Below are 19,142 nucleotides of genomic sequence, written 5' to 3'. Positions count from 1 at the left end.
TCAGGCCAGACCGTACCTACTACTGATCGCCTTCGCCTCCTCCACGGTCACCTGCTCCGGCGTACGAGCCAAAAACGCCCGAATATCCGCCACCACCTCCTCCCCAGCCCTCCTGCTCCGCCCTCGGTACTGCCCGAACTCCGCATCGAACCGCTTGGCCATGGGCCCACTCCACACTTTCCCAGAATGAAACTCCTGGAAGGGCCCGTCGATGGCCGTATCAATCTCCTTGATAAGCGGCTCAACGGTCTTTAGCGTCTCTACCAGCGCGGCACGCAGGGGGTTGGGAACCATTTCCGTCATAAACGATCAGCCCTTGTCCGGTGTCGGGGCACTGTCATCGGTGATGAGCTTCGGAGCAATGAGCTTCATCATGGCGAGCACATCCGCCGCATTGTCCCGTCCGGGGGCACCGATCTCCAGTTGTATGCTCAGTTCCGCTTCGCCTCGAACCAGTACGGCATACGCCTCGTTCTCCTCGGTGTTTGCAGGCTGGAAGTAGTAACCAACGCTTTCGGGAACGATTTCCGGCAATCGGCGGGCGCCCTGCGCGAGTTGATCCTCCACACGCTTTCGGAGGCCGCCCGTGCTGAGCACGATGCGCATAACGGTCACCCGTTCGCCATCTCGCTGATACAGGGTACAACTGCCGCTTCCTAGACCCAAAGACGGCGAAAGATCGAAGCCGCCGCGCGAGAGGGGGGCGCGGACGCCGGTCATAAGCTCGGCGGCTTTCAAGGGTATATATGCACATATATAGGGTGCGCCTGCTACGGTCGGCAAGGGGCTACGGTCGACTTCCCTAGGCTGACCTGCGCATCCAACCAGGCAAGCAAGGGAGATGGCGGCAAGTAACATTAGACAGTGTGCGGCCCTCGCCTGGCTTTTGGCCGACCGGCTTGGTTGCATCATGGACACTGGCCTGCCTTAAAGTATGAGCCATATTGTGCTGATATGGCCGCTAATACTTATTGAACGCCTCGGAGTAGCTCTGCTCCAAATTAAGTCGAATTGCTGCCCAAAGCTCACCGGAATCAGGACCCAGTAGCCATGTGTCGTATGCGTGGAGCCTTCTGTATTTGTCGGTGGTGTTGCTTGCGCCGCCATTGATCATTTGGTCCAGTGACATCAGTGTCTTACCGTCCCTGCCAACGAAGTTGTTGGGGTTCTTAAAGGGGTCGTCGCCCCGCTTTAGATCTCCCAGCGAGGCCCATGGGTGCGTGGGGTCGGGTGGGGCGGATTTTCCGAATAGGCCATTCTTGAGCAAGGCCGCTGCGGTGAGGTCTCGCACGAGCAGTCGAGTCTTGTCAACGGCTGTATTCGCTTCGGTCCGTGCCCTTTCCTCGGCATCTCCCTTGAAGGCGTCCTCGGGTATCCAGCTCCAGGACGCCACGATTCCTGCGGTTATCGGCCAAGCGTACGGCACCTGCGGGAGCGCCAACGCGCTGTTGATCACTCCCGCGAGGATCTTCATGTTTCGCTCTTGCGCCTCGTCCAGTTCCTTCCCTTCCTCGATCTTCGCTAACTGTGCGGCATCTGTGAGCAGGCCGAAGCCGGCACCGATCTTCTGGGTGCCGCTGCGAAGTTCGTTGGTGCTGCCTCCTCCCGCCATCGTTGCGGCACTGGAGTCAAGAAGGCGATTAGTGAACATTGTCTGCGCCATCATGACGGTGGCGAACGCCCTAGAATCCGTAAAGAGGTTCTTCAGTAAGCTTTGCAGCTCTTTCTTGCTGAAATATGCACCCCACGTCGGCGGGCGGGTGTCGTAGGGGCCACGGGCGCCTGTATCGGACATTTCGCGGCCTGTATGCGCAACGTGATTGATGTCGCCGATATAGCAGGAAAGGATGGCTGCCGTGGTGGCGGTAGGAACGAAGGCGTCCAGAGCCTGCCCGGAAGCCTCCAATTTTGCCTGCAGATGTACGAACTCCGAGGCGAGCTTCGCCGACCAGTAGCCGCGTGAAGGCTTCGTAGGAGTTGATTCACCGTCTCGAAAATGAGTCAGCGCCATTTCGAGCATCTTTCCCAGGACGGCACCCTTATCGCCCATGTGCCCGTGGGTCAGATAATATTTGAGTGCGGTGGGATCGGCCGTGAAGAAGTCTTGGGCCAGTGCTGGGTCTTTTGTGAGTGCGGTCATGACGTCGCGCATCACGCCCACGTCAACGGGCATCGGCTTTGACATTTCCCGATACCATTTGTCGATCTTCTTGGCCGTGTTCAGCAGGAAGCCGCTGGGGTATGTTCCGTGCTTGAGCGCCAGGGCGACGCCCCGGGCCTCGCGCCACTTGAGGCCGATGCCTGTCGTGAGGGCGTTCTGCCAGGCGCCGCTCAGACGAGGGCTGGCCGTGCCGAGGGTCTTGCCAAGAACGACCTGGAGTCGGTGAAGCTGTTTGCGCCCGACGGTGTCACCCATTGTCTTGCGGTAGGTGGTGGCGCCCATGGTGGTGAGGAGGGCGAGGGCGAAGGGGGAGTTGCCGGCGTGTTTTTCTAGTTGGGTGAGGGTTTTGGGGTCGACTTCGCCGGACTCGGTGGCCTTGGTGAGGTTGACGATGGCGGCGTACACGTCGGGGTCGTGTTCGGCCTTTTCGTACAGGCTTTCGTCGAAGGCGGCGAGGGCGGGGTGGCCGGAGGAGGGGGAGGTGGCCCACTCCGATTGCTGGGACTCGATGGTCTCCTTGCGGCGGCGGAGGTCGGGGCGCTTGGTGGCGATCCAGCTCTGTAACTCGCGTAAGGCGGTTAATCGCGATGTTTCGAGGTCGAACCGCTGTAAGGTCCGCCGGATTTGGGGTTCGTTTCGGCCGATGGTGTCCTCGGTGTGGGCGAGGCTCTGTTCGAAGCCTTCCAGTGCGGCGGGGTCGATGCCGGAGAATTCGGCGCTGATTTGCGGCGTGTACCCCGGGGGTGTGGTGGGTGATGGGCCATCGGCCGACTGGGGTGGTGGGGATGGCGGTGGTTCGTCCTGCTGGGGTGGGGCCGTCGGCGGGGATTGGGGAGTGGGCCGGGGGGTGGGGTGAGTCATGAGGACGAGAGACTCCACGGTGGTCAGCGGCGGAAGGCGATGACACTGGTGCAAGGGTAATTATAGTCCGGCTCCTCGTAAAGATTCGGGCTCTGCGGTGTACCGGCATTGTTAATGGCGAATCCGGCGCCGCTTTACGGGGCGGCTCGTGTTTGGTGACATTCGGGCATGTGGGGCTGTGGGTGTGATATCAGGGCGAATGTATAGAGGGCGCATTGGAGGCTAGGAATCGGGTGGCCCAAATAGGGGCGGTGTGGGGAGGTGAGGGCTGGAGGGGGAAGTGGGACGGATGGTCAAGCCTGCCGAACACCCTTGCTCGCTGGCTGTTCGTAGTCGTACGCTCACAATCGGCGATCACCGATCAGTGAAGTAGCCAGTGATGCGGAGGGAGAGCACAAGGATGGGCAAGCACAGCGGACCTCCCAAGGACAGGCCGTCCGATCCCGCGCCGGGGCCGCAGCCGGACTCCGACCGGCCCGAGCCCACGACGGGCGGTGATGGCGGTGATGAGGAGGAGGACGACGGCGAGGAGTAGGCCCGGTGGTGAGTGAGGCCGCAGGGCCGGGCTGAGCCGGGCTGGGCGACTTGCCGGTCGCCGTGACGTGACCGGCGACGTCGTCCGACCTGCCGGTGGGCAACGACCCCACGAACCGGACGGATGTGCGCTGATAAGGGGAGAAGGGCCGTCCGCCAGGGCTAAAGTAACGTGTGGGAATGGACGGGCTGGAAGAGCGTGTGGTGGCCCTGGGGCGACCAGAGGGTCCAGAGGGTATGGGCGTGTGTCGAAGGCCGGGCCGTCGGGGCCCGTCCTGTGCCTGGTCATGTCCTCTCGGCCCGGTCCCTCTGGACTGGAGGTGGCGTGAGCGTTACCGGCGGAGGCGAGTTCGGGCCGGGGCGGCTCGCGGCGTTGCGCGGTCCCGTCGAGCCGATCGATCACAACGCCCGTACGATCGCCGCCCTCGCCGCCAACCCCGGCTGTGACCGCCGGGCCGTGCTCGACGCGGCCGGTGTGGACAAGGGCCGGACCATCCGGCACCTCGGGCATCCGCCGCGCTTCGGCCTGTCGCCGTTCGCGATGTTCCGCAACGAGCAGTTCAAGGCCATCGTCAAGGACGAGGGCGGCGTGCGCCTGGCCGAGCTGCTCCGCGAGGTGCTGCACCTGACCACCGCCGAGACCGCGTACCAGACCACCGGTGAGGAGGCCGGCGCCTCACGCGAGGCACGGCACCGCCGTACCGCGGACCTGCTGCGCGACGCCGCCCAAGCGGGACGGGCCGCCACCCTGATCGACCGTCCGCTGCTCAAGCTCGCCGTCGCGGGCCATGACGTCTACCTGGAGCCCGACGTCATCGCCTTCCAGGCGGAAGGGCGCTTCCACGTGGTGGCGATCAAGGCGTTCGCGGTCATCGACGGCCAGGCCGAGACCGCGAAGGTCTCCGCCGCCGCCCGCGAGGCCGCCGTCTACGTCCACGCCATGCGGGCCCTGTTCGCCGATCTCGGCCTCGACCCCGAGCGGGTGTCGCACGATGTCGTCCTGGTCTGCCCGAAGGACTTCGGCAACGTGCCGGCGGCCACCCTGGTGGACGTACGCCACCAGCTCCTGGTCCTGGACCGGCAGCTCGGCCGGCTCAAGGGCGTCGATCGCATCCTGGCCGCCCTCCCCGCCGGCCTGACCTTCGACCTGGGCAGGCCCGCCGCCGAGGTGGCCGCCGCGCTGTCCGCGGTCGGGGCCCGGTACGCCCCCGAGTGCCTGGCGTCCTGCGAGATGGCCGCCTTCTGCCGGGCCGAGGCGCACGCCTGCGACTCCCTGGCGGCGCTGGGCCGTTCCGTGCGCGACGACTTCGGCGGGGTCGGTTCGGTCGCGGGCGCGATCGGCCTGGCGGAGGGCGCCGTGCTGCCCGAGGACGATCAGTCCGAGGTCGCCGAACGGCTCCGGCACATCCACAGGATCTATGACGAGGCGGTCGTATGACCCTGTTCCGCTCCTATCTGAAGGCGCGGGCGCGGCATGAGGGCCGGGCGCGGCCCGCCGCGACGGTGCGGCACGTGCATCTGTCGGACGCGCCGATGGTGTTCGTGCCGCTGCGGATGGCCGGCGAGGCCGCCGCCCCGCTCGGCGCGATGGTCGGGTGCGATCCGGCCGAGCCGCGCCTGCTGGTCGTGCCCCAGCCGCGCGACCGCGATCTGCGCTTCGCCTTCGCCGCCGAGCTGGCCTCGGTCATGGTCCCCTACATCGAGCGGTACGCCGCCGACAGCGAGGAGGTCGAGGCCCGGACCCCGTACCCGAGGTGCCTGGACGCGCCGCAGATCATCGTGCCGAACCGCGGCGCGCTCGCGTTCGTCCGCCTGCTCGGCCGGTCCACCAGGTTCCGCCGCACGGACGGGCCGCACGCCGTCGGTCCGCTGGTGCCCGTACTCGGCCGCTGGCTCACCTACCTGCACGGACGCGGCGAGTACGCCGGGTCGGCGATGCTGCTGTCCCTGACCGACGCGCTGGCCGCCCATTGGGTCACCGGGCAGAGCGACGCCGAGGACACCGACCCGGCCGCGCTGCTCGGCTGGATCGACCCGCCGGCCGGGATGACCGGCCCCGAGGCGGCGGCCGTGGCCGAGGACCCACGGCGTTCGCCGCCGCCCGGCCCGGACACCGACCCCGACTTCGACCGGCGGGTGCTCCAGCCGTCGATCGCCGACTACGACGCCTCCGGGTCGGCCGACCGGGTGCGGGCCGCGTTGCACGACCAGCTCAGGCCCACCTGGGATCTGGTCTGGCGGGGCGTGGCGCTGCTGCGCACGCTGCCGGAGGCGCCGAGCGCCGTGCTGCGCTGGGAGCGCGACCGCGCGTCGCTGGCCGGAGAGAACGCGCGGATCGCCGAGGGCGGCCTGTCGCAGGGCCGATGGGACTCCGCGGTGGCCGCGGCCCGGCGGCTGGCCATGCTGGAGATCGCCCAGCAGACCTACGAGGCGGGCCGGGCGTTCGACGATCCGCTGGTCATGGCCGAGTACCGCGCCGAGGGCGTGGCGTTCGCCGGCGAGGTCGTCGCCGTCGAGCCGGACCGTAAGATCATCCCGCCGGGCGGGAAGCGGCCGGTGGTCCGCCCGCTGGTGACCATCAAGACCGCCGACCCGCTGCGGCTGGCGCCCGGCAAGAAGGTGCTCTCCCCGTCGCGTCCCAGGCAGGCGGGCCAGATCCTCTCCGCCGAGGACGGCACGGTCCTCGTCCAGATCAACGGCGGCGTCAAGGACGGCGTGCCCGAGGTCGGCGAGACCGTCTGTTACGCCGACCTGGATCCGTCCGGGGGCCGCCGCCCGCCGCTGCCCGCGCTGGAGGAGACCCCGTGGACGCACGGCGGGCCACCGCAGGAGTACGTCCCCACGGACGAGGACGCCCAGGAGGCGTGGTCGTGACCTCCGCGAAAGCCGCCGCTCAGGCCGTCACGGACGCGATCCTGGACGACTACACCGGCGGCGCCCACCGGGGCGTCGTCGTCGACTCCCCACCGGGCGCGGGCAAGACGACGCTGGTCGTGGCCACCGCCATGCGGCTCGCCGCCGCCGAGGAGCGCCTGATGATCGTCGCGCAGACCAACGAGCAGGTGGACGACCTGGTGGACAAGCTGGCCACCAGGTCGCCCGGCCTGACCATCGGACGCCTGCACGCCGAGGGCTTCGAGCCACCGGAGCGCGTCCTGCGCCACTCCGCCGTCGTACCGGACAACAAGATCGACAAGGTCGAGGGCTGCCAGGTCGTGGTGGCCACCGCCGACAAGTGGGCGTACGTGCCCGGCCGGTCCTGGCGGTGGGCGATCGTGGACGAGGCGTACCAGATGCGCTCGGACAAGCTGCTCGCCGTCGCGCCGCTGTTCGCGTACGGGCACACGTTGTTCGTGGGCGATCCGGGGCAGCTCGACCCGTTCTCGGTGGTCGAGAGCGAGCGCTGGAGCGGCCTGGCCTGGGATCCCATGCAGAGCGCGGTGGCGGTCACCCAGCGGATCAACGGCCTGCCGGTGCATCGGCTGCCGGTGTCGTGGCGGCTGCCCGGCTCGGCGGCCCCGGTCGTGGCGCGCGCCTTCTATCCGGCCGCGGGTTTTACGGCGGGCACCGCGCCGGGGGAGCGGCGGCTTTCGCCCGCGCCGCCCGGCGGGACCCGCGGTCCGTGGGACGCCACCGTCGACGAGGCCGCCGCGTACGGCTGGGCGCTGCACGAACTCCCCGCCCGCCACACCGTGCGCACCGATCCCGAGGTGGCCGCGGCGTGCGCCGGGATCGCCGCCCGGCTGCTCGAACGCGGTGTGACGGCCCACGACGAGCACGGCTCCCACGCGGTCACCGCGGCCCGCATCGCGATCGGCTGCGCGCACAACGACCAGGTGGCGGCGGTGCGCGCGGCGGGGGTACCGGAGGGGGTCACCGTGGACACGGCCAACCGGCTCCAGGGCCGGGAGTACGACGTCACGATCGTCTGGCACCCGCTGTCCGGGCGGCGCGACGCGACCGCGTTCCACCTGGAGTCGGGGCGGCTGTGCGTGCTGACCTCGCGGCACCGGCACGCCTGCGTGGTCGTGGCCAGGGCGGGCATCGCCGAGCTGCTGGACGAGCACCCGTCCAGCCCGCAGGTGCGGCTCAACGTACCGATCAAGTTCCCGGACGGCTGGGCGGCGAACCAGGCCGTGCTGGCCCACCTGGCCGGCCACCGGGTGCCCGGCTAACCGATGCCCGGCGGCTCGTACGGCAGGCCGAGTCGTTCGGCCAGGTCGCGCAGGCACTCCTCGTAGACCGGTTCGAGGTCGGTGTAGACGAAGTCGAGCTGGTGCAGGACCTCCATGCACAGCAGGCCGTAGAGCCTGATCCAGCAGGACATCATCACGTGCAGCACCTCGGGCGGCAGCCGCCACCCGGCCTCGGCCGCATAGGCGGCCACCTGGTCGCGCAGCGCGGGCGCGAGGTCGTCCGGCACCGGGAACGGGGCGGCCTCCCACAGCTCGGCGATCTCGTCCACGAAGACCTGCTCGAAGTTCTGGCCGGCCAGGAAACGCGCCGAGCCGGTGCCCGGCCGGTTGGACGGCGGTAGCGGGCTGGCGAACACCATGCCGAACTCCGCCCGGTGGGCGAGCGCCCATTCCCGCATCGCCCGGCAGATCGCCAGCAGCCGCCGGGCGGGGCCGGCCGCCGCGTGGTCGTCGCGGGCGGCCCGCATGGTCTCGGCGAGTTCGCGCAGGAAGTCGGCGGTCATCGCGCCGACCAGCTCCTCCAGCCCGGCGAAGTAGTGGTACAGGGCGGGGCCGGTCATGCCCATCTCGCGGGCGACCGCGTTGATCGTCACGGCCGGTTGGCCGCGCTCGATGAGCAGCCTGCGGGCGGTCGCCCGGATCTCCGCGAGTGTCTGCTGCCGGACTCTCTCCCGCCGGCTCTCCGTAGGCGCCGCCATCCGCTCGCTCCCTCTCCTCGGTCCGATTGACATCCTAGGGCATCTATGTTTCCTTAATGCGCATAAGCAAATATAGAGGGGGTAGAACAATGCTCGACCGACCGCGGCGGCGGCCCCGCGACCTGCTGGCCGGGGCCTTCGCGAAGTACCACGCCGAAGGCGTCGTCACCGAGGTGGGGGAGGTCACCGGCACGATGCGGTACATCCGGTTCGTCGCGAACGAGCCGATCGGCTCGCCGTACACGCCGGGGCAGCACGTGCGCGTCCAGATCAACGATCCGTTCTCGCTGTACGGGCTGCTGCGCCCGGTGGAGACCCTGCGCACCTACACGATCTGGGACTACGCGCCCGCCCAGCGGGCCATAGACCTGCGGATCCACCTCTATCCGGGGGACGGCATCGGAGTTCGCTGGGCACGTGAGGCGCGGGTGGGCGATCCGCTCACGTTCTGGGGGCCGCAGGGCGACTTCGTCACGCGGGCCGCGCCGTACCACCTGTTCGCGGGGGAGGAGACCGCGAGCGTGGCCTTCGGGCCGATGATCCGGGCGCTTGGGCCCGGCGAGCCGGTGTACGGCGTGCTGGAGAGCGAGACCGCCGACGACGAGCCGCCCTGTCCGGGGAGTGAGGGGTTGCGCCGGGTGTACCGGCGCGGCGCGTCCGCCGTCTCCTCGCGCGTGCTGCTGGACGCGCTCACCGCGCTCGACCTCCCGGATGAGCCGGGGGCGGCGTACCTGGCGGGCGAGGCGCGCACGTGTCAGCTAGCCCGTGACCACCTGGTACGCGACCGGGGGTGGCCGCGCACGTCGATAAAGGTCAAGCCGTTCTGGACACCCGGCAAACGGGGCCTGCACTGACCAGGAGGGGCGACATGAAAGCGATCATCATCGGTGGCGGGATCGGCGGGATGGCCGCGGCGGCGGCGTTCACCATGCGCGGCGCGGAGGTGGTGCTGCTGGAGCGCGCCCCCGCGTTCGCCGAGATCGGGGCGGGCATCGCGCTGCTGCCCAACGCCCTGCGCGCCCTGGACATGCTGGGCCTCGGCGAGCCGCTGCGCGAGCACGCGCTGTCCACCGCCCAGGCCGGGGTGCGCGACGCCGCGGGCCGGTGGCTGTCCCGGGTGAACACCGCCGACCTGGAACGCCGCTACGGCCAGTGGGTCATGATCCACCGCGCGGACCTGCTCGACGTGCTTCGGGCCAAGGTGCCGCCCGCGGCGCTGCGCCCGGGGACCGAGGTCCGCGACGTACGCCCGGACGGCACGGTCGTCCACGCGGGCGGCACGCTCACCGGTGACCTGGTGGTCGGCGCGGACGGCCTGCGCAGCGTCACCCGGCGGTCGCTGTGGCCGGACGCGCCCGCCCCTCGCTACGCCGGATACACCACCTGGCGCTGGATCGTCCCGCCGATGGACGTGGGCGAGGGCCTCGAAACCTGGGGGCGGGGGCAGCGGTTCGGCTACGCCACACTGCCGGACGGACGGGTCTACTGCTATGCGATGTACGCAGCGCCGCCGGGCACCACCTGCGGACTCGCCGACCTGCGGCGGCGCTACGCGGGCTGGCACCACCCGATCCCGGCGCTGCTGGACGGCGCCCAGGAGGGCACGCTGCTCCAGCACGACACCTACGAACTGCCCGACCTCGCGACCTTCGTGTCCGGTAGGACCGCTCTGCTGGGCGACGCCGCCCACGCGATGACGCCCAACGTCGGACAGGGGGCCTGCCAGGCGCTCGAAGACGCGGTCGTGCTGGCGGCCGAGGTCGCCGAGCGCGGGACGGCGGCCGGGCTGCGCGCCTACGACCTGGCCAGACGGCCGCGCACGCAGATGGTCGTCCGCCGGTCACGGCGGATCGGCCTGGTGGCGCAATGGACCGCGCCGCCGCTGGTCGCGCTGCGCGACACGGTCATGCGGATGATGCCGTACGCGACGTTCGTCCGCTCTTTCCGGCCCCTGGTGGACTGGCCTCCGGCTTCCGGCGCGGAACGGCCGGCGGTGGGCACGGGGGCACCGCCGCCGGCCGGGTCACTCAGAGATCACTGAGCCAGGGGCGCTCAGCCTTTCGGGGTCGCTCAGTCGGCGCAGATCGCGTAGACGCTGATGCCCACGTCGTTGTAGCCGATCTGGCGGCCGAGGGCGATCCAGCCGCGCCCGTCGGTGGTCGGGAACGAGCCGACCAGGATCGCGCCGTTGCCCTGGGCCTCGGCGCCGCCGCCGAGCACCCTCTTGGTGCCCGGGCAGTACAGGGTGCGGCGCTGGAAGTTGGGGACGTTGGCGTTGGGCAGGGTGACGATCTGGTAGCCGGGCGGCACGGCGGCTGCGGCGGCCTGCTGCGCCTCCGGGGCGGCCGGCGCCGACGAGGCGGCGAACGCGGTCGCCGGGACGGCCGAGGCCACACAGGCGGCGGCGAGGGCGAGGGCGACGCGCGTGGTGCGGTTGAGCTTCACTTACTGTCTCCCTTTCTACGCCCCTCCTGACAGGTGGTTTCGTTCACCGGCAGCACGAAATACGGCAGTGCGGTGAGTGATTCACGTGCCTGGAGGGGGACGTGATGCTTACACGTTGAGTATCCACGCGATCACGCTTTGTGTCGAGTGCTATTTGTGTTCGAGTGGACACATAAAGTGAAGAGATTTCGGGAGCCTTCCGCGGGCATTCCAGGCGCTGCCGTGAAACGGGAAACCGCGGGCCAAGAAACAGTACAAAGGGGTGGCTTGCCGACTCTTAATGAGGTTTGGGACAACCCGCCGACGGTAGGCGAAGCTGCGTAGGCACCATCGCGGCCGGGCATGGCCGGGCCGCCGATCAGGGCTCTTGAGGAGAGCCCGTCGAAATCGGGGGGGAAAATGCGTAGAACCATCGCCGGCCTGGGGCTGATCGCCAGTCTCGGGCTCGCCCCAACCGCGGCGATCGCCGACGCCCCTGCGGCCTCGGTGGCGTACACCCAGGTCTCACCGGCACCGCAGCCCGGCGGCGAAACCGAGCAGGGCGGCGGCAACGCCGGCATGTGGGGCCTGCTGGGCCTCGCGGGCCTGCTCGGCCTCATGGGGCTGCGCAAGCAGCACCAGAGGGGCCGGGAACACGTGGGTACCGGGGACATCCGGCACGACCGCCCGTGACGCACGGGCTCCAAGGGGGTATCCCGTCGTGACGGGATACCCCATTCCGGACACACGGCCGCCCACGCTCCGGATTCCCCGCGCGGGTTTTTGGGTTCGGGCGGCTAAAGCTTTCGGATTCGCCATAAGCGGGCGGTTCTGTCCACGCTCGCGGTGGCGACCAGGTCACGGCGGGGGCTGAAGGCCAGTGCGCGTATTCGGCCCGTGTGGCCCGCGAGAGTGGTGAGGTGCCGCTTGGTGTAGATGTCTCCCAGCCAGACCCGTGTGTCGGCCTTCCGTGGTTCGGTCATCTCGCTCATACCGCAGACCGCCACGACGTCGCCGCGCCAGCCGAGCCGGAGGTCCTTGTCCTGGCCGGGTGGTCCGGCGAAGGTGACCCAGGGCTCTGACAGGGGAGGCCCGGGATGTACCGGCCAGACCCGGACCGTGCCGTCCAGGCTGCGGGTCACCACGTCGGCGAGGCCGGTGGCGCCGTCCTCGTTCACGATCGTGCCCGATGCGACGACCTCGAAGGTGGTGAGGCCCCTCCGGGCCGCGATGTCCCATACCGACACGCTGCGCGGCCCCTGGTGGACGCGCATGAGTCGGCCCTCCGGCCCGAACAGGACGCGGCTCTTGCCGGGTTCGGGGAACGGCAGGCTGGCCGTCTTGCGGGCGCGGGCCACGTTCCACAGCCGTACCACCGGGTCGTTCCCGTTGGTGGCCAGGGCGTGCCCGTCCGGGCTGAAGGTGATGGCCGCCAGGCCGGTGTGCCCGCCGAGCAGGGCGATGAGCGTCTTGCCGGAAATGTCCCACAGCCGCACCTTCGCGTCATGGCCGCTGGTGGCCAGGACGCGCCCGTCCGGACTGAACCTGACACGCACCGAACCGGCGTGGCCGGTGAGGACGGTGAGCAGCTTCATGGTGGTCATGTCCCAAAGGCGCACGGTCCCGTCGTAGCTGCTGGTGGCCAGGATCCGGCCGTCCGGGCTGAACACCACCGACCCGACGTAGTGGGTGTGCCCGGTGAGCACGGTGAGCCGCCTGCCGGTCGCCACCTCCCACAACCCCACGGTTCCGTCGAGGCTGCCGGTGGCGAGGACGCGTCCGTGCGGGCTGAAGGCCACGGTGTCGACCACGTCGGGATGGGGCAGGACCGCGACCTGCGCCCCCACGGTGGGCGAGGGGTCGGGCCGGGGCCGGGGCGTGGCGCGGGCGCGGCGGAGCAGCTCCGGTACGGCGAGCGCGATCCCCGCGCCCAGCGTGCCCGCCACCGCGGCGGTCGCGAGCAGGTCACGGCGGGAGAATCCGCCGGAGGCCGCGGGCCGTCGTTCTTCGTGATCCTCCCCGGCGGTCGCCGGGACATCGGCGGGCGGGGAACCTGCCGCTTTCCGGTCATCGCCGGGACGGGGCCGGGCGGCTTTCCCGGCGAATCTTTCACCCGTTGCCCCGGAAAATTCCCCGGCGGCCTTCCCCGTTGATTCTCCGCTCGTTTCTCCGGCCGTTTCCCTGAGCGTTTCCTCGCTCAGCCGATAACGGGCCGCCGTCCACGCGGCGACCTCCTCATCGGGCAGCCCGCACGCCTTGGCGAAGGCGACCAGGAGGTCCTTGCGCGGCAATGTGTCCCGCTGGAGCGCCGCGGCCAGCGTGTTGTGCGGGAGTACCCGGCCTGCCGCGGCGGCCCGCTGCGCGAGCTGCCGATAACTCAGCCCGGACCAGCTTCGTAACCTGCGCATTCCTGCCACGAACTCCGCGGCCGTCCGCGCCTGCTCTGGATCCGGCGCTTTGCCATCCATCCGCCGCTACCGCCTTCCACAGGCAACCGGTCTGGTCCACCGTGGTCCGATCCGGTCGGCCAAGGCCCATGACCTGGACGAACACCTCCGAGCAAAGCCGACCATAGCAGACCATGGAAATGTGTTGCCAGGCCAAACCGAGCGGCTGAGACTAGGGCACCGACGGGCCGCGTACCGAATTCAGAGCAGGGCTCATAATTCGCGTGCGGTCCAGGAAAATCCCGCTGGAAATAGGGGGAAGTCATGAGAAAAGCGCTGACCAAAATCGGCGCAGGGACGGCTCTGCTGGCCGGGTCGATTTTTCTCGCCCAAGCACCCGCGCAGGCCGCGCAATGGTATGCGGCTGGATACTACTCGTCGTACGGCGCCTGCGATGCCGCCGGCGACGAGATGAAGGCCGAGGGTGCTGCCTGGTCCACCGACTGCCGGAAGAAGGGAAGCCGCTGGCAACTCTGGTACTACCGGTGATCAGCGTACTACCGGGGATCAATGTAGGACTGCTGATCGACACGGCAAGCGGCCTGCCGAGCCGCGGGGGCGCACGGTGACCTGAGCGAGCCGCCCGCCGTGCGGTGGCGGGCTTGGCTCGTTCTGCGGCGCGAGGGTTCGGCGGCCGGGTGCGTGCCGGCCGCCCGGGTCCTCGTCGTCCGTGTACGGGGCGCACGACCAGTGCGCCGACAAGGACGTCCCGGCTGCGCGTTTGGTGGTGCACGCGCAGCCGGGCGACCCTTGATCTACTTTTTCCGCCAGGAGCGCGGTACGGCCCCTCCTGGCGGCACCAGACCCGGCCCGGCAGGGCGGGTGGCGAAGATCTCCACCCGGACACCGCCGCCTCGCCCTCCGAGGCCGTCCATGCCACCGCGGGGCGTGTCCCCCGTCTGTCCACACGCTCGCGGTGGACCCGGTCCGGCGGGCCGGACGCTCAGGCTCCGGCCCGCCGGTGGGTCAGGCGATCCTGTTGACGGTCCAGCGCTGGGACGGCTGGGCCGTGGAGCACGCGGCGAGGACGAGCCTGGTGCCGCCGCCGGTGCCCGCGCCCTCGGACTGCGCGCACAGGCCGGCGGCGACCGACCTGACCTGGTAGGTCAGACCCGAGATCACCGGGAAGGTCCACTGCTGCGCGGTCGTCCCGGTACAGGGGGTCTGCACGATCTTGGTGCCCGGCGCGGTCGCGCCGCCCAGCGGGGCCAGGCACTTGAGGCTGTGCAGGCTGCTCAGCGTGAAACCGGTACCCGCGGGCGTCAGCTTCCACTGCTGGTTGGCCTGCCCGTTGGCGGGCCACTGCACGATTTCGGCGTTGTCGTTCTCGTTGAAGGAGAACAGGTCCATCGCCTGGTTGGGCCCCGAAGAGTCGACCAGGTCGTTGGTCAGCATCAGCACCGCGCCGGACTCGGGCTGCCCGGCCGGGTCAGTGCCCGCGTCGGTGGTGACGGTGAGCGGCTGCGAGTTCGCCGAGGTGCGCGTGACACCCCCGTATGTGACGCGCTGGCGGACGGTGTAGGTGGCGGTGGTGTTGGGCGGCAGGCCCGTCACCCGCGCGGTGGTCTGCCAGCCGGGTACCGTCGCGACCACCGACCCGTTGCGCAGAATCTGGTGGTCAGAGGTGTACCCGGAGCCCGTGGGCAGCATGCTCGGCAGGAAGCCGAACGCGATCGAGCTTCCCTCGACATCGGCGGCGCGCAGCAGTTGCGGCGGCAGCGGCGGGATCGTCGTCATGGCCGGTACGGCGGCGCCCGGCTCCAGGTACCGGCTGTGCAGCGCGGCGTTGAAGTGGGTCGGCAGGTAGGAGCCCTGCGGGACGATCGCGAAGTAGTCGTCGCGCCCGCAGTCGAGCAGCCGCACCGCCAGCGGGTCGGGGCACGCCACGGTGCCGGTGTTCTGGCACAGCGTCTCGTTGCCATCGGTGCAGTGCCCGCCGCCGTCGGCGTGCGGCGCGTACGGGAGTACGCCGCCGAGCGTGTGCGCCACCTCGTGTGTCACGGTATGCCCGGAAAAGCAGGAGGGCTGGAACGTGATCCAGAACGTCTTGCTGTTGTGCAGGTTCCCGGTGCCGGACGAGTCGTCGTTGCCGACGCCATCGTTCTCCGCGCCCGCGCAGTTGAGGCGGTGGTTCTCGGCGAGGATCACGTAGATCCGCTGCGGGGTGTTGTACCCCATGGTCTTGAGCAGGTTGACGAAGGTGCCGCTGTTGGTGGATCCCGTGGGCACCTCGATCGAGGAGATGACCGGCTGACAGCCGGTGGCGCCGGTCAGGAAGCGCAACCAGCGCTGTGCCCCGTCCCGCCGGGCGCTGTCGTTGATGTTCTGCTGCGCGGTCCAGGCTGCGGCCCGCATGACCGGCTCGCGCTCGGCGAACCGGTTCGACCCCGGCTCGTAGGTGTAGAGGAGCTGCACCCGGTGGCCGCTGGTACCGTCACCCGCGCACTGGACGGGCGGCGCCGCCGCCACCCCGCCCGGTACGGCCGCGGCCGGGGTCACGGGTAACGCGGCCAGACCTCCCGCTGCCAGCACGGCGGCCATCACCAATTGACGTATTCGCATACCCATCGCTTTCTGTGTGCGTGACTTTCCCGGCGAAGCGTAATCGCCCGGTGCCAGGGGCTCAATCACATGAAAATGGGTGCGTTGGGCGGCGATTTCGCGGGGATACGGGGGAGCGGCCGGCGGCCCCGGGCTCCGCCGGGCCAAGGCCGGGCGAACATCCCGGGCGAACATCAAGGCGGCGGCCGGGGCCCACCGGGTTCGGCACACCGTTCATTCACGGTGTGGCGAGTCCTGTGTGACCGCTTTTCTCAAATGCCTGACCGGAGGCTGTGGAAGAACTTCCCCGTGCCGGAGTGCCGCTCGCGGCCGGTACGGCCGCCGCGTTAGGGTGATCGTGGAGGCGCGTGGGTTCCTGGTGGTCCTCCTGGCCTTCAAAGCCATGGGGCGGCGCTCCGCGTCGCCGGCGGGTTCGATTCCCGTTCGCCTCCGCCACCGAGGGGGCGGAAGGTCGGTACATCATGCAGGTGATCGCGACCGCTGGTCATGTGGATCACGGGAAGTCGACGCTCGTGCGGGCGCTGACCGGGATGGAACCGGACCGGTGGGCCGAGGAGCGCCGCCGGGGGATGACCATCGACCTCGGGTTCGCCTGGACCACCCTGGCCTCCGGCCGGCGGGTCGCCTTCGTGGACGTGCCGGGGCACGCCCGGTTCGTCACCAACATGCTGGCCGGGCTGGGTCCGGTGCCCGCGGTGATGTTCGTGCTCGCGGCCGACCAGGGGTGGCAGGCCCAGTCCCAGGAGCACTGGGAGGCGATCCGCGCGCTCGGCGTGGAGCACGGGCTGCTGGTGGTCACCCGGTGCGACCTGATGGAGCCGGGGCCGGCCCTGGCCGAGGCCCGCGAGCACGTCGGGTGGCCCGTGGTCACGGTGAGCGGGAGTACGGGGCAGGGGCTCGACCTGCTGCGGGCGGCGCTCGACCGGCTGACCGGCGCGCTGCCCGCGCCCGACGCCGCCGCGCCGGTACGCCTGTGGATCGACCGGGCGTTCACCATCAAGGGGGCGGGGACGGTCGTCACCGGCACGCTGCCGGCGGGCACGCTGCGGGCCGGGGACCGGCTCCTGCTCGCGGGCGAGCCGGTGCGGGTCAGGGGGTTGCAGGCGCTGGGGGAGCCGTCGCCGCAGGTCACGGCGACCGCCCGGGTCGCGGTCAACCTGCGCGGCGTGGGCCGGGACCAGGCGGCCAGAGGCATGACACTGCTCACCCCGGACGCCTGGCTCCCGACCGGCATCGCGGACGTACGGCTGGACACCGCTGGGCCGATGGCCGCGGATCAGGAGCGGGCGTGGCGGGAGGCGATGTTGCACATCGGGTCGGCGTCGGTGGCGGTGCGGATGCGGCCGTTGGGGGCCGGGACGGCGCGGCTGACGCTGGCTCGGCCGTTGCCGCTGCGGGTCGGGGACCGGGCGCTGCTGCGCGGTTCGGGCCGCCCGATCGTCGGGGTGCGGGTCCTCGACGTACGCCCGGCGCCGCTCCGCCGTACCGGCGCGGCCCGGACCAGGGCCGCCGAACTCGCCCCCTTCGCCGCCCCCGGCGACCCCGTGCCCGACGCCGCCACGGTGCTGCGCTGGCGCGGCATGGCACAACGAGCCGAACTGGCCGCGATGGGCTGCGACCCCGCCGCCCTCGCCGCCCCGGCCGCGGACGGCTGGCTGGTCGATCCCGGGACGTGGGCGGAGCTGTCCGACCGGCTCGCGGCGCTGGCCGCCGCCCAGCCGGGCATCCCCGTGGACGCCGCCCGCACCGCGCTCGCCCTCCCCACGCGCGGGCTGGTCGAGGCGCTGGCCGGGTCGCGCCCGCCGCTGAGCGTCGCGGACGGCCGGATCGACGCGGGCGGCGGCCTGCCGGAACCGGTGCTGGCGGCGGTCGGACGGCTGCGCGCCGAGCTGGCCGCCGCGCCGTACCGGGCCCCCGAGGCCGCCCGGCTGACCGAGCTTGGGCTCACCGCCCGCGTGGTGGGCGCGGCGGCGCGGGCCGGGCTGCTGCTGCGCCTGGCCGGCGGGGTGGTACTACCGGCGGGCGCGGACACGGCGGCGGCGCGGCGGCTGGCCGAGCTGGGCCGGCCGTTCACCGCGGCGGACGCCCGTACCGCGCTCGGCACCACCCGCCGCGTGGTGATCCCGCTGCTGGAACACCTCGACGCGCGCGGCCTCACCCGCCGCCTGGACGACCGGCTGCGCGTGGTCGCGGCCCCTTGAGCGGATCGCTCAGCCGACGCCGAAGCGCGGGACCGGCAGGTCCTCGGTGGCCACGTGCACGATGTGCGGTTCGGTGAACAGGTCGATGCTGTGCCGGCCGCCCTCGCGGCCGAGCCCGCTGGACTTGATCCCGCCGAACGGCGTGCGTAGGTCGCGCACGTTCTGGGAGTTGATCCAGAGCATCCCGGCCTCGATGGAGTGCGCCACCCGGTGCGCCCGGCGCAGGTCGTTGGTCCACACGTACGCGGCCAGCCCGTACTGCGTGGCGTTGGCCAGCTCGATCGCCTCCGCCTCGCCGTCGAACGGCGTGACGCAGACCACCGGCCCGAAGATCTCCTCCTGGAAGATCCGCATCCCCGGCGTGACGTCGGCGAACACGGTGGCCGACAGGAAGTTGCCGTCGGGCAGGCCCTCGGGACGCCCGCCCCCGGCCACCAGCCGCGCGCCCTCCTCCACGCCCGAGCGCACGTACCCCATGACCCGCTCGTAGTGCTCCGGATGGATCAGCGCGCCCAGTTCGGTGGCGGGGTCGGCGGGCGGCCCGACCCTGACCTTGGCCGCCCGCTCGGCCAGCCGGTTCACGAACTCCGCGTACCGCGACCTTTCCACCAGCACCCGGGAGCTGGCCGTGCAGCGCTCGCCGTTCAGCGAGAAGACCCCGAACACCGCCGCGTCCAGCGCCCGTTCCAGGTCGGCGTCCTCGAACACCACCAGCGGCGACTTGCCGCCCAGTTCCATCGACAGGGTCTTCAGGTGGGCGGCGGCCGACCGCATGATGGTCTGCCCGGTCGTGGTCTCCCCGGTGAAGGAGATGACCGGCACGTCGGGGTGCGCGACCAGCGCGGCCCCGGCCGTCTCGCCGATGCCGTGGACCATGTTGAACACCCCGGTGGGCAGCCCGCCCTCCTCCATGACCTGCGGGAGCAGGCTCGCCGACAGCGGCGACCATTCGGCGGGCTTGAGCACCACCGGGCAGCCGGCCGCCAACGCGGGGGCGAGCTTCCAGGTCTCCAGCATGAAGGGGGTGTTCCAGGGCGTGATCAGCCCGGCCACGCCCA

At 70.6% G+C, this 19,142-nt stretch carries 17 protein-coding genes and 1 tRNA gene; 10 read left to right on the top strand and 8 right to left on the bottom strand.

The window, feature by feature from the left end; all coding sequences use genetic code 11:
- The 3 genes from ACH34R_RS12470 to ACH34R_RS12460 form a co-directional block, all read right to left on the bottom strand.
- Complete coding sequence (locus ACH34R_RS12470; protein ID WP_397561533.1) at positions 1 to 303, bottom strand: hypothetical protein; 303 nt, start codon at positions 301 to 303, stop codon at positions 1 to 3.
- 6 nt (positions 304 to 309) lie between these two features.
- Positions 310 to 738, bottom strand: a complete 429-nt coding sequence (locus ACH34R_RS12465; protein ID WP_397561532.1) for a hypothetical protein — start codon at positions 736 to 738, stop codon at positions 310 to 312.
- Positions 739 to 961: 223 nt separating this feature from the next.
- Entirely contained in the window at positions 962 to 3,022 is a 2,061-nt protein-coding gene (locus ACH34R_RS12460; protein WP_397561531.1) for a hypothetical protein, read from the bottom strand.
- A gap of 400 nt (positions 3,023 to 3,422) precedes the next feature.
- Between ACH34R_RS12460 and ACH34R_RS12455 the strand changes: the two genes are divergently transcribed.
- The 4 genes from ACH34R_RS12455 to ACH34R_RS12440 all read left to right on the top strand — a co-directional run bounded on the left by ACH34R_RS12455 (position 3,423) and on the right by ACH34R_RS12440 (position 7,731).
- Positions 3,423 to 3,557: a hypothetical protein gene (locus ACH34R_RS12455; RefSeq protein ID WP_397561530.1), complete on the top strand. Its 135-nt coding sequence runs from the start codon at positions 3,423 to 3,425 to the stop codon at positions 3,555 to 3,557.
- 324 nt (positions 3,558 to 3,881) lie between these two features.
- Complete coding sequence (locus ACH34R_RS12450; protein ID WP_397561529.1) at positions 3,882 to 4,994, top strand: hypothetical protein; 1,113 nt, start codon at positions 3,882 to 3,884, stop codon at positions 4,992 to 4,994.
- Positions 4,991 to 6,430 (top strand): hypothetical protein, encoded by a 1,440-nt coding sequence (locus ACH34R_RS12445; RefSeq protein WP_397561528.1) that lies wholly within the window; start codon positions 4,991 to 4,993, stop codon positions 6,428 to 6,430. Before ACH34R_RS12450 ends, ACH34R_RS12445 begins: the two co-directional genes overlap by 4 nt.
- Positions 6,427 to 7,731 carry an AAA domain-containing protein gene (locus ACH34R_RS12440; protein ID WP_397561527.1) on the top strand — a complete coding sequence of 435 codons (1,305 nt, stop codon included), beginning with the start codon at positions 6,427 to 6,429 and terminating at the stop codon, positions 7,729 to 7,731. Before ACH34R_RS12445 ends, ACH34R_RS12440 begins: the two co-directional genes overlap by 4 nt.
- Here ACH34R_RS12440 and ACH34R_RS12435 read toward each other — a convergent pair.
- Positions 7,728 to 8,450, bottom strand: coding sequence for a TetR/AcrR family transcriptional regulator (locus ACH34R_RS12435; RefSeq protein ID WP_397561526.1), 723 nt, complete (start codon positions 8,448 to 8,450; stop codon positions 7,728 to 7,730). The two genes, ACH34R_RS12440 and ACH34R_RS12435, sit on opposite strands and share 4 nt — an antisense overlap.
- An 89-nt stretch (positions 8,451 to 8,539) precedes the next feature.
- Between ACH34R_RS12435 and ACH34R_RS12430 the strand changes: the two genes are divergently transcribed.
- Together ACH34R_RS12430 and ACH34R_RS12425 are read left to right on the top strand one after the other, a co-directional pair.
- Entirely contained in the window at positions 8,540 to 9,304 is a 765-nt protein-coding gene (locus tag ACH34R_RS12430; RefSeq protein ID WP_397561525.1) for a siderophore-interacting protein, read from the top strand.
- Between the two features lie 14 nt (positions 9,305 to 9,318).
- Positions 9,319 to 10,491, top strand: a complete 1,173-nt coding sequence (locus ACH34R_RS12425) for an FAD-dependent monooxygenase (protein ID WP_397561524.1) — start codon at positions 9,319 to 9,321, stop codon at positions 10,489 to 10,491.
- 29 nt (positions 10,492 to 10,520) lie between these two features.
- Here ACH34R_RS12425 and ACH34R_RS12420 read toward each other — a convergent pair whose 3' ends face one another.
- A complete protein-coding gene (locus ACH34R_RS12420; RefSeq protein ID WP_397561523.1) occupies positions 10,521 to 10,895 on the bottom strand; it encodes a hypothetical protein in 375 nt (124 codons plus the stop codon).
- Positions 10,896 to 11,294: 399 nt separating this feature from the next.
- On the opposite strand from ACH34R_RS12420, the gene ACH34R_RS12415 reads away from it, so the two are divergent.
- On the top strand, positions 11,295 to 11,567 hold the full coding sequence (locus ACH34R_RS12415) for a WGxxGxxG family protein (protein WP_397561522.1): 273 nt from the start codon (positions 11,295 to 11,297) through the stop codon (positions 11,565 to 11,567).
- Between the two features lie 104 nt (positions 11,568 to 11,671).
- On the opposite strand, the gene ACH34R_RS12410 is transcribed toward ACH34R_RS12415, so the two are convergent.
- A complete protein-coding gene (locus ACH34R_RS12410) occupies positions 11,672 to 13,342 on the bottom strand; it encodes a WD40 repeat domain-containing protein (protein WP_397561521.1) in 1,671 nt (556 codons plus the stop codon).
- 243 nt (positions 13,343 to 13,585) lie between these two features.
- On the opposite strand from ACH34R_RS12410, the gene ACH34R_RS12405 reads away from it, so the two are divergent.
- On the top strand, positions 13,586 to 13,810 hold the full coding sequence (locus ACH34R_RS12405) for a hypothetical protein (protein WP_111166202.1): 225 nt from the start codon (positions 13,586 to 13,588) through the stop codon (positions 13,808 to 13,810).
- Between the two features lie 477 nt (positions 13,811 to 14,287).
- Here ACH34R_RS12405 and ACH34R_RS12400 read toward each other — a convergent pair whose 3' ends face one another.
- Positions 14,288 to 15,883 carry an RICIN domain-containing protein gene (locus ACH34R_RS12400; RefSeq protein ID WP_397561520.1) on the bottom strand — a complete coding sequence of 532 codons (1,596 nt, stop codon included), beginning with the start codon at positions 15,881 to 15,883 and terminating at the stop codon, positions 14,288 to 14,290.
- A 339-nt stretch (positions 15,884 to 16,222) separates the two neighbouring features.
- Between ACH34R_RS12400 and ACH34R_RS12395 the strand changes: the two genes are divergently transcribed.
- Together ACH34R_RS12395 and ACH34R_RS12390 are read left to right on the top strand one after the other, a co-directional pair.
- Positions 16,223 to 16,318 (top strand) — tRNA-Sec (locus ACH34R_RS12395).
- A gap of 26 nt (positions 16,319 to 16,344) precedes the next feature.
- A complete protein-coding gene (locus ACH34R_RS12390) occupies positions 16,345 to 18,084 on the top strand; it encodes a SelB C-terminal domain-containing protein (RefSeq protein WP_397561519.1) in 1,740 nt (579 codons plus the stop codon).
- A gap of 9 nt (positions 18,085 to 18,093) precedes the next feature.
- Here ACH34R_RS12390 and ACH34R_RS12385 read toward each other — a convergent pair.
- On the bottom strand, positions 18,094 to 19,142 hold a 1,049-nt coding region (locus tag ACH34R_RS12385; RefSeq protein WP_397561518.1), incomplete at its 5' end, for an aldehyde dehydrogenase.

This window comes from Spongiactinospora sp. 9N601 (genome assembly GCF_044326295.1).
Classification (GTDB): domain Bacteria; phylum Actinomycetota; class Actinomycetes; order Streptosporangiales; family Streptosporangiaceae; genus Spongiactinospora; species Spongiactinospora gelatinilytica.
The sequence above is the reverse complement of the archived record's forward strand: the minus strand, read 5'-3'. Positions and strand labels throughout refer to the sequence as shown.